General features: G+C 47.3%; 6 protein-coding genes, 2 tRNA genes and 2 rRNA genes (1 of these 10 only partly in view). 4 read left to right on the top strand and 6 right to left on the bottom strand.

Going from position 1 to position 9,809, the window contains the following annotated elements; all coding sequences use genetic code 11:
* The 6 genes from MHH91_RS02915 to MHH91_RS02890 all read right to left on the bottom strand — a co-directional run.
* Positions 1 to 452 (bottom strand): 23S ribosomal RNA (locus tag MHH91_RS02915); it reaches 2,478 nt to the left of the window's first position.
* Between the two features lie 232 nt (positions 453 to 684).
* A 16S ribosomal RNA gene (locus MHH91_RS02910) occupies positions 685 to 2,234 on the bottom strand.
* Together the 16S and 23S rRNA genes with 2 tRNA genes alongside form the textbook arrangement of a ribosomal RNA operon.
* 161 nt (positions 2,235 to 2,395) lie before the next feature.
* A tRNA-Gly gene (locus tag MHH91_RS02905) sits at positions 2,396 to 2,469 on the bottom strand.
* An 8-nt stretch (positions 2,470 to 2,477) separates the two neighbouring features.
* Positions 2,478 to 2,554, bottom strand: a tRNA-Arg gene (locus MHH91_RS02900).
* A gap of 307 nt (positions 2,555 to 2,861) precedes the next feature.
* Entirely contained in the window at positions 2,862 to 4,280 is a 1,419-nt protein-coding gene (locus MHH91_RS02895; RefSeq protein ID WP_013351175.1) for a sugar porter family MFS transporter, read from the bottom strand.
* Between the two features lie 429 nt (positions 4,281 to 4,709).
* The gene (locus tag MHH91_RS02890; protein ID WP_013351174.1) at positions 4,710 to 5,711 is read right to left on the bottom strand and encodes an NADPH:quinone oxidoreductase family protein; all 1,002 of its coding nucleotides are present in this window, start codon (positions 5,709 to 5,711) and stop codon (positions 4,710 to 4,712) included.
* Positions 5,712 to 5,839: 128 nt separating this feature from the next.
* Here MHH91_RS02890 and MHH91_RS02885 point away from each other — a divergent pair, with 128 nt between their 5' ends.
* From MHH91_RS02885 to MHH91_RS02870, 4 genes are all read left to right on the top strand, one after another.
* Positions 5,840 to 6,307, top strand: a complete 468-nt coding sequence (locus MHH91_RS02885; RefSeq protein WP_013351173.1) for an SRPBCC family protein — start codon at positions 5,840 to 5,842, stop codon at positions 6,305 to 6,307.
* 113 nt (positions 6,308 to 6,420) lie between these two features.
* Positions 6,421 to 7,275: a manganese catalase family protein gene (locus tag MHH91_RS02880; RefSeq protein ID WP_013351172.1), complete on the top strand. Its 855-nt coding sequence runs from the start codon at positions 6,421 to 6,423 to the stop codon at positions 7,273 to 7,275.
* A 257-nt stretch (positions 7,276 to 7,532) separates the two neighbouring features.
* Positions 7,533 to 9,095: an APC family permease gene (locus MHH91_RS02875; RefSeq protein WP_013351171.1), complete on the top strand. Its 1,563-nt coding sequence runs from the start codon at positions 7,533 to 7,535 to the stop codon at positions 9,093 to 9,095.
* Between the two features lie 115 nt (positions 9,096 to 9,210).
* On the top strand, positions 9,211 to 9,792 hold the full coding sequence (locus tag MHH91_RS02870) for a TetR family transcriptional regulator (protein WP_013351170.1): 582 nt from the start codon (positions 9,211 to 9,213) through the stop codon (positions 9,790 to 9,792).
* Positions 9,793 to 9,809: the final 17 nt, after the last annotated feature.

The raw sequence follows: 9,809 nt of genomic DNA, 5'->3' as shown, positions 1-9,809 counted from the left end.
GGATTCCGACGGAATTTCACGTGTTCCGCCGTACTCAGGATCCACTCAGGAGAGAACGAAGTTTTGACTACAGGGCTGTTACCTCCTATGGCGGGCCTTTCCAGACCTCTTCATCTACCTCGTTCCTTTGTAACTCCGTACAGAGTGTCCTACAACCCCAAGAGGCAAGCCTCTTGGTTTGGGCTGGTCCCGTTTCGCTCGCCGCTACTCAGGGAATCGCATTTGCTTTCTCTTCCTCCGGGTACTTAGATGTTTCAGTTCCCCGGGTCTGCCTTCTCATATCCTATGTATTCAGATATGGATACCACTCCATTACGAGTGGTGGGTTTCCCCATTCGGAAATCTCCGGATCAAAGCTTGCTTACAGCTCCCCGAAGCATATCGGTGTTCGTCCCGTCCTTCATCGGCTCCTAGTGCCAAGGCATCCACCGTGCGCCCTTTCTAACTTAACCGTTAAAAAGAATCACTACGTGATATCTTGCATTACAATTGAATGTGAATTACTTCTGTTATCTAGTTTTCAAAGAACAACGCATAGGACATGCTAACACATGCGTTGCCACAGGAAGTGGCGCATTTAGCAGGTGTTCCTATGTTTTGAAGGAATGATCCTTCAAAACTAAACAAGACAGGGAACGTTCTGTTTATAAGACCCAAGGTCTTATATTCCGTTAAAATCCTTAGAAAGGAGGTGATCCAGCCGCACCTTCCGATACGGCTACCTTGTTACGACTTCACCCCAATCATCTGTCCCACCTTCGGCGGCTGGCTCCAAAAAGGTTACCTCACCGACTTCGGGTGTTACAAACTCTCGTGGTGTGACGGGCGGTGTGTACAAGGCCCGGGAACGTATTCACCGCGGCATGCTGATCCGCGATTACTAGCGATTCCAGCTTCACGCAGTCGAGTTGCAGACTGCGATCCGAACTGAGAACAGATTTGTGGGATTGGCTTAACCTCGCGGTTTCGCTGCCCTTTGTTCTGCCCATTGTAGCACGTGTGTAGCCCAGGTCATAAGGGGCATGATGATTTGACGTCATCCCCACCTTCCTCCGGTTTGTCACCGGCAGTCACCTTAGAGTGCCCAACTGAATGCTGGCAACTAAGATCAAGGGTTGCGCTCGTTGCGGGACTTAACCCAACATCTCACGACACGAGCTGACGACAACCATGCACCACCTGTCACTCTGCCCCCGAAGGGGACGTCCTATCTCTAGGATTGTCAGAGGATGTCAAGACCTGGTAAGGTTCTTCGCGTTGCTTCGAATTAAACCACATGCTCCACCGCTTGTGCGGGCCCCCGTCAATTCCTTTGAGTTTCAGTCTTGCGACCGTACTCCCCAGGCGGAGTGCTTAATGCGTTAGCTGCAGCACTAAGGGGCGGAAACCCCCTAACACTTAGCACTCATCGTTTACGGCGTGGACTACCAGGGTATCTAATCCTGTTCGCTCCCCACGCTTTCGCTCCTCAGCGTCAGTTACAGACCAGAGAGTCGCCTTCGCCACTGGTGTTCCTCCACATCTCTACGCATTTCACCGCTACACGTGGAATTCCACTCTCCTCTTCTGCACTCAAGTTCCCCAGTTTCCAATGACCCTCCCCGGTTGAGCCGGGGGCTTTCACATCAGACTTAAGAAACCGCCTGCGAGCCCTTTACGCCCAATAATTCCGGACAACGCTTGCCACCTACGTATTACCGCGGCTGCTGGCACGTAGTTAGCCGTGGCTTTCTGGTTAGGTACCGTCAAGGTGCCGCCCTATTTGAACGGCACTTGTTCTTCCCTAACAACAGAGCTTTACGATCCGAAAACCTTCATCACTCACGCGGCGTTGCTCCGTCAGACTTTCGTCCATTGCGGAAGATTCCCTACTGCTGCCTCCCGTAGGAGTCTGGGCCGTGTCTCAGTCCCAGTGTGGCCGATCACCCTCTCAGGTCGGCTACGCATCGTCGCCTTGGTGAGCCGTTACCTCACCAACTAGCTAATGCGCCGCGGGTCCATCTGTAAGTGGTAGCCGAAGCCACCTTTTATGTCTGAACCATGCGGTTCAAACAAGCATCCGGTATTAGCCCCGGTTTCCCGGAGTTATCCCAGTCTTACAGGCAGGTTACCCACGTGTTACTCACCCGTCCGCCGCTAACATCAGGGAGCAAGCTCCCATCTGTCCGCTCGACTTGCATGTATTAGGCACGCCGCCAGCGTTCGTCCTGAGCCAGGATCAAACTCTCCGATAATGGATCACAGACTAAGTTCACTGCATCCTGCAGTAACGTCTGTGTGATCTGCGTCGTGCAGACCTTAGTTTGACTGACTACGCACATCGCTGTGCGATTTATTTAAAACTTTGAATTAACAGGTACGTTTTGTCTTGTTTAGTTTTCAAAGATCATTATAATGGAGCGGGTGATGAGAATCGAACTCACGACATCAGCTTGGAAGGCTGAGGTTTTACCACTAAACTACACCCGCATTTAAATTGGCGCGCCCGAGAGGAGTCGAACCCCTAACCTTTTGATCCGTAGTCAAACGCTCTATCCAATTGAGCTACGGGCGCTTATCAGGCGACTTAACTATCATACCACTAATCAGTTATGATGTCAAGCGTTTTTTCATTTTGTTTCGAAGTCTTTTTCTCGACCTCATTTATTATACACACTTATGAGAATTTGTAAAGTCTTTTTTCAAAAAAAACATTTTCTCATTTGGCGTTACCGCTTTGTTCATCAGCGACGTTTAATAATATACCACGCCCCTTAAAACACGTCAACACTTTTACACAACTTTTTTCTCGCTTATTATTTCCTTCTATATAATAAAAGAATGAAAAAGCAGGATCCCTAAAAACCCTGCTTCTCTCCTGATTACCCGCTCACCTCGGCTTCAACGGTTTTTCGATCTGTTTTTTCATAGGCGCGGAAATTTTGTTCAAGCTGTTCGAGCGAAAGACCTTTTGTTTCCGGCAGGAACCTTTTTACGAATATGACGGACGCTATCCCTAACAGGACAAAGATGAAGAAGGTTGCAGACAACCCGATGTTTGCGAGCAGAACCGGGAAAGTCAAACCGACAAGGAAGTTCACGATCCAGAGGCAGAAGACAGTGACTCCCATACCGAGCCCCCGCAATCGAAGCGGGAATATCTCCGACAGCATCAGCCAGGTCACCGGAGAGACAGCTCCCTGCTGAAACGCAAGGAAAGTGACGGTTAATGAAAGAATCACATAAGGAAGTGCAGGCGATCCTTTCAGCATGACAGACAGAATCCCGATCAGCAGCAGGACGACAGTCGTTCCGATCAGCCCCGTCATCAGCATCGGGCGGCGGCCGACTTTGCCGAGAAGCCATATGCCCACAAAAGTCGCGAGCACAGAAATCACACCGTTAGCGATATTGCCGATCAATGCAGCCTTTGTTTCGAAGCCGGCATCTTTTAAAATTTGAGTTCCATAGTACATAATTGAATTTACGCCGGTGAGCTGCTGCACTACCGCAATTCCGATTCCGATAAACACAATGCGGCGCACCCACGGGACGGCAAGGTCCTTAAATGTCGCCTGCTCCATCTCCGCTTCCTTATGAAAAGCAGATTCAATCTCAGCAAGCTCAGACTTTGCTTTTTCTTCATTGCGTATTCTCCGGAGTACGCGCAGAGCATCTTCTTTTCTTCCTTTAGAAACCAGCCAGCGCGGACTCTCAGGAACTTTAAGCATACCGAAAAACAAGAATACCGCCGGAAGCGCCGCGATAACAAGCATGTAACGCCAGGCATGAGAGGTATCACCGAGCACATTGCCGATAATAGCATTACACGTAAAGGCAAGCAGCTGGCCCGTTACAATCATCAGTTCATTTTGGGTAACCATTCTCCCGCGACTTTCCGCCGGAGACATTTCAGCCAAGTATGCCGGAACTGTTACGGACGCTCCCCCGACAGCAAGCCCCAGCAGAAAACGAGAGATAATCATAACCGATACATTAGGCGCCAGCGTACATCCAAGCGTCGCCACAAAGAACAGAACGGCAAGGATAAGGATATTTTTACGTCTGCCATTATAATCCGACAGCCGCCCGCCAAAAACCGCGCCGATCGCAGCGCCCAAGAGCAGGGAGCTTGCCACCATGCCCTCAGTCAGAGCCGTAAGATTAAGCTGATCAGGTTCCGCCATAAACGGCAGCGCTCCATTAATTACACCTGTATCGTAGCCGAAAAGAAGTCCTCCGAACGTCGATACTAAAATGATGGTCCTCAAAAATGAATACTGGCTGCTATTTTTATTCATCTTCAAATCCTCCTAGCTTTTATGCTGAGATAATACCTGAATATTCAGTTATCGATATTTACACCTATACCGTCTGCACACATGCTCCGACCGCCCAAAACAGTCCTATAATGAAGAAATCAATATGAAAGCGTTATCATTTATAATTAATATTCACTTCCCTTCCGACAAATTGTTATTTTATAGTTACTTTGTAGTGAAGTTATAATGATATTATTGGCACTTATGTTATTATCATAATTTTAAAAGCGCTTTCAGTCAATAAATATTTCAGAAAATTTTATAATTTATCTATATGTGACCTATATATAATCATTTCATATTTATAATCAGCTTACTTTTATAACTTACTCAATATTTAACCTTACTTTTAACCAATAATTGATTATATATTGAAAAAACCCCCAACTAATGTTGAGGGTTTTCGCTTTATTCTTCATTCAATTTAACGATCGTTCTTCCTCTCGCTTCTCCTTTTAAGAGAGCAGGAAGCGTGTCCGGCAGCTCCTCAAGTGTAATTTCCTTTTGAATAAAGGCCTCCAGATCTGCAGGCTTGAAATCATCAGCTAAACGCTGCCATGTTTTCTTTCTTATTTCCATTGGACAGAATACGGAATCGATTCCCAAGAGACTGACGCCGCGCAATATAAACGGGAATACAGTAGCCGGGAGTTTCGTTCCGGCTGTCAGTCCGCTCACTGCCACTGCCCCGCCGTACTGAATCTGACTGAGAACTGACGCAAGCGGCTCACCTCCGACCGGATCGACGGCCGCTGCCCATTTTTGTTTTTGCATCGGTTTTAACGTGCCGTTATAAACTTCGTCACGGTAAATAACCGTCTTCGCTCCGAGACTTTTCAAATAGGCGCTTTCTTCTTCTTTTCCCGTACTGGCCTCAACGTCAAAACCTAAGGAAGAAAGAATGGAAACCGCAAAGCTTCCGACACCGCCTGTTGCTCCCGTCACCAGGACCTTCCCTTTTTCAGGGGCGGCATGGTTTTCTTCAAGCCGCTGAACGGACAACGCAGCCGTGAAACCGGCGGTTCCGATCGTCATGGCTTCTTTAAGTGTCAAACCATCAGGCAGAGGCACAACCCAATCTGCCGGAATGCGGGCCATCCCGCTATAGCCGCCGAAGTGGGAAACACCTATGCCGTAGCTTGTCGCAATAACTTTGTCCCCTTCTTTGAATCGGTCGTCATCTGAGGAAACAACGATTCCCGCTAAATCAATTCCCGGTACGAAAGGATACGAGGTTACGATCTTGCCGTCCGGAATGGCGGCCAAGCTGTCTTTATAATTCACGCCTGAATAGCAAACCTTAATCAGCACTTCGCCCTCGGGAAGGTCCTGAACAGCCAGCTGCCGTACGCTTACTGAAAACCGGTCTTCACGTTGATCGACTACTAACGCTTTAAATTGATCTGTCATCACTACGTCTCCCTTAAAATGAATTGAATTGCTTTGGAAAAGTATAAAATAAGTTTGATTTGTTTTCAAATGTCCTGCCCTGTGTAGTATGATCAAAAGAAAAAACAGCGAAAGAGTGGTTACACAGCATGTCTGATAAACAAAACAATGATAACAAAAACAGCAACAGCGGTAATCAAACATTACCGGACATTATTCATACCGCCGTTTTCAAGGCGCCGATACAAGTTGTCTGGGATACGGTCTCCACTGCAGACGGACTGTCCCTCTGGTTTATGCCGAATGATTTCACGCCTCAGGAAGACAGTGAGTTTCAGCTGGAATCCCCATTCGGTCCATCTCCGTGCAAGCTGTTGGATATCGAGGCGCCATACCGTCTTTCTTTTTCGTGGGATACGGAGGGCTGGATCGTTTCTTTTGTCTTAAAAGAAACGGAAAGCGGAGATACGGAATTCACTCTCATTCACGGCGGATGGAAAGAACCGGATGCCGTCATCAATAAAGTCAATCGGAAAAGCTCTGAGATTCACAGTACAATGGATCAAGGATGGAACGGACTTGTGAACACAAAACTCCGCGGGGCGGTCGAAGCTTAAAACAAAGGGACGGGATACGCTTTCCGTCCCTTTGTTTGCTGCCGATACATAAAAATCGACTTTGCAAAGACACTAACAGAAGAACCGAAAACTTATTTCAGGGGGCGCTGTTTGTGTATTATTACAAAGAAGAGCTGATCAATATCATTAAACCGGACAAGCCGGACCCGGCCGCAGCCAAGGTGCTTCAGGAAATTTTAGGCGGGCATTACGGGGAAATGCGGACGATGATGCAATACTTTTTCCAAAGCTCTAATTTCAGAGGAAAAGAAAAGCAGTTCCGCGACCTGCTTCGCGGTGTATTTTTAGAAGAAATTGCACACGTTGAGCTCGTCCAGAATACGATTAATGCGCTGCTCGACGAAAGCGGCGCTGAGGGTGCCGGAAATCAGGCAGCAGATCAGGCGCCGATTGATGAAGCGGTGAAGCATGCCAATCCGCACCATTATATTATCGGGGCGCAAAGTTCCCTGCCTGCAGATGCCAGCGGCAACCCATGGAATGGCTCTTGGGTCTACAATCACGGTAATCTGATTGCCGACTTATTGGACAATGTTGTGCTGGAATCAACCGGCGTTCTGCAAAAAACGCGCATTTATGAAATGAGTTCAAATCAGACGTTCAGAGAAACACTCGGTTTCCTGATTGTCCGTGACAACGCCCATCAAAATGCTTTTACAAAAGCGCTGGAAACTCTGGGTGTTGAATGGGGGAAATTATTCCCCGTGCCGAATTATGATATTGAAAAATATCCGGAATGCCGGAAATTCGTTGAGATGGGTTATCATAATACCCAATTTAATTTCAGGCTGGACCCGACACGGATCGGAGAAATTCTGCAGGGAACGACGCCGAGCCGAAACGGCGGCGAATTAAGTGTGTCCGAACCGCCTAAAGGTTTTCCTGTGCCTGAGCTTCCGGAGCTTCCGAATGAGCACAGCCCAGGACTGAAAGATATGAACTTGTAATAAAAAACGCCTGCTTCGTTCGGGCGTTTTTTTAATTTTTATGGGAATGAGGTTTGAACGCGGTCAAAACAGGGAATATATGCGGGGAGATCTTGAGATACGGCCGTTTTTCAAGTCACTCCATTATAATTTGAGCACATTGCTGTACATACCATCAACTCGAAAGTTGTCCTAATTTTCCAGCCGGCCGGCTGGGTATGTTCGAATGATAATGGGAATTATGTAAATAGAACAATGTCTTTTTAAGGAGGCAGCGAATGTCTAAGCAAGGAAACTTCCAGAAATCCATATCACTATTTGATCTTATTTTAATCGGCATGGGAGCCATATTCGGTTCGGCATGGCTGTTTGCCGTCAGTAACGTCGCCTCTAAAGCGGGTCCATCAGGGGCTTTTTCCTGGCTGATCGGCGGGGGGATTATCTTATTGATCGGCTTGGTTTACGCGGAACTGGGCGCCGCTCTGCCGCGGACCGGAGGAATTATCCGGTATCCCGTTTATTCACATGGACATCTCGTCGGATATTTAATTTCCTTTGTCACCATTGTGGCATACACGAGCCTTATTTCTATAGAAGTCACGGCAGTCCGCCAATACGTGGCGTATTGGTTTCCCGGTTTGACCGTAAAAGGCTCCGATTCGCCGACAATTGCCGGGTGGATATTGCAATTTGCGCTGCTCTGCCTGTTCTTCCTCCTCAATTACTGGAGTGTCAAAACCTTTGCGAAAGCAAACTTCATTATTTCGATTTTTAAATACGTCGTTCCGATTACGGTTATTGTGGTACTGATTTTTCATTTTCACCCGGGCAATATGACCGTTCACGGATTTGCGCCTTTTGGTTTCACCGGTATTCAGGCGGCGATTTCCACAGGCGGTGTCATGTTTGCCTACCTCGGGCTGCACCCTATTGTAGCTGTCGCCAGTGAAGTGCAGAATCCGAAGCGCAACATTCCGATCGCATTAATTGTCTGTATTATTGTTTCTACCATAATTTACACCGTGCTGCAGATCACTTTTATCGGGGCGATTCCGGGAGACACACTGAAGCACGGATGGCCGGCTATCGGGCAGGAATTCTCCCTTCCGTTCAAAGATATCGCCGTTTTACTCGGTTTAGGGTGGCTGGCGACATTGGTTATTTTAGATGCGATTTTATCACCGGGCGGCAACGGAAATATCTTTATGAATACGACTTCACGTCTCGTCTATGCCTGGGCCAGAAACGGAACATTATTCAGCATCTTTTCTAAAGTCAATAAAGAAACCGGAACACCGCGTGCCTCTCTTTGGCTCTCGTTCGGTCTGGCTGTTTTTTGGACGCTGCCGTTCCCTTCCTGGAACGCTCTCGTCAACGTATGCTCCGTCGCATTGATTCTGTCTTATGCGATTGCGCCGATTTCTTCAGCGGCGCTGAGGGTAAACGCGAAGGATATTAACAGACCGTTTTATTTAAAGGGTATGAGCATCATCGGACCGCTGTCGTTTATTTTTACTTCTTATATTGTATATTGGTCCGGCTGGCGCACTGTTTCCTGGCTTCTCGGTTCTCAAATTGTCATGTTTCTCGTCTACCTCTGTTTCAGTAAATATGCCCCTAAAGATGATGTCAGCATACGGCAGCAGCTGAAATCAGCCTGGTGGATCGTCGGTTTTTATGTCATGATGCTGATTTTCTCCTATATCGGCTCGTTCGGCCATGGATTGGGCATTATCAGCAATCCGCTTGACCTGATTCTGATCGCCATCGGTTCGCTCGGCATTTATTACTGGGCAAAATATACAGGGCTGCCGAAGGCTATAATCGACAGTGATAAATGACGAATGCCGGAAAGAAGCACGATCTTCTTTCCGGTATTTTTATTGTTAAGGATGACAAAAAAACAATCATATGATAAAATGAATGACAGTCATTCATAAAGGAGGAACCCCTCTATTGGCAAAACAAAGCTCGGGAAAATATGAAAAGATCCTGCAAGCCGCGATTGAAGTCATTTCTGAAAAAGGATTAGACAAAGCATCCATTTCAGAAATCGTTAAAAAAGCCGGAACGGCCCAAGGTACGTTTTACTTATATTTTTCTTCTAAAAACGCACTGATATCAGCGATTGCAGAAAACCTGCTCGACCTTACGCTGGACAGAATTAAAGGGAAAACCGACGGCACTGAAGATTTTTGGACGGTGCTGGACATTTTGGTTGATGAGACATTTCACATCACCCGGCTTCATAAAGATATTATCGTCCTCTGTTATTCCGGTCTTGCCATCGATCACTCAATGGAAAAATGGGAGGCCATTTATCAGCCTTATTATTCCTGGCTGGAAGACGTGATCAATACGGCCATTGAGCAGAATGTGGTCATCAGCGGCATTCATGTCAGATGGACGGCCAGAACGATTATCAACGTTGTCGAGAACGCGGCTGAACGATTTTATATCGGCTGTGAACAGGATGTCGATCTCGAAGTGTATAAAAAAGAAATATTCAGCTTTCTTAAAAGAAGCTTGCAGAAATGATTGGCAGAGACCGATCA

The organism is Bacillus sp. FSL K6-2819, assembly GCF_038008305.1.
GTDB lineage: Bacteria > Bacillota > Bacilli > Bacillales > Bacillaceae > Bacillus > Bacillus amyloliquefaciens.
Note: the sequence above shows the minus strand (reverse complement) of the source record. Positions and strands in the feature narration are given on the sequence as shown.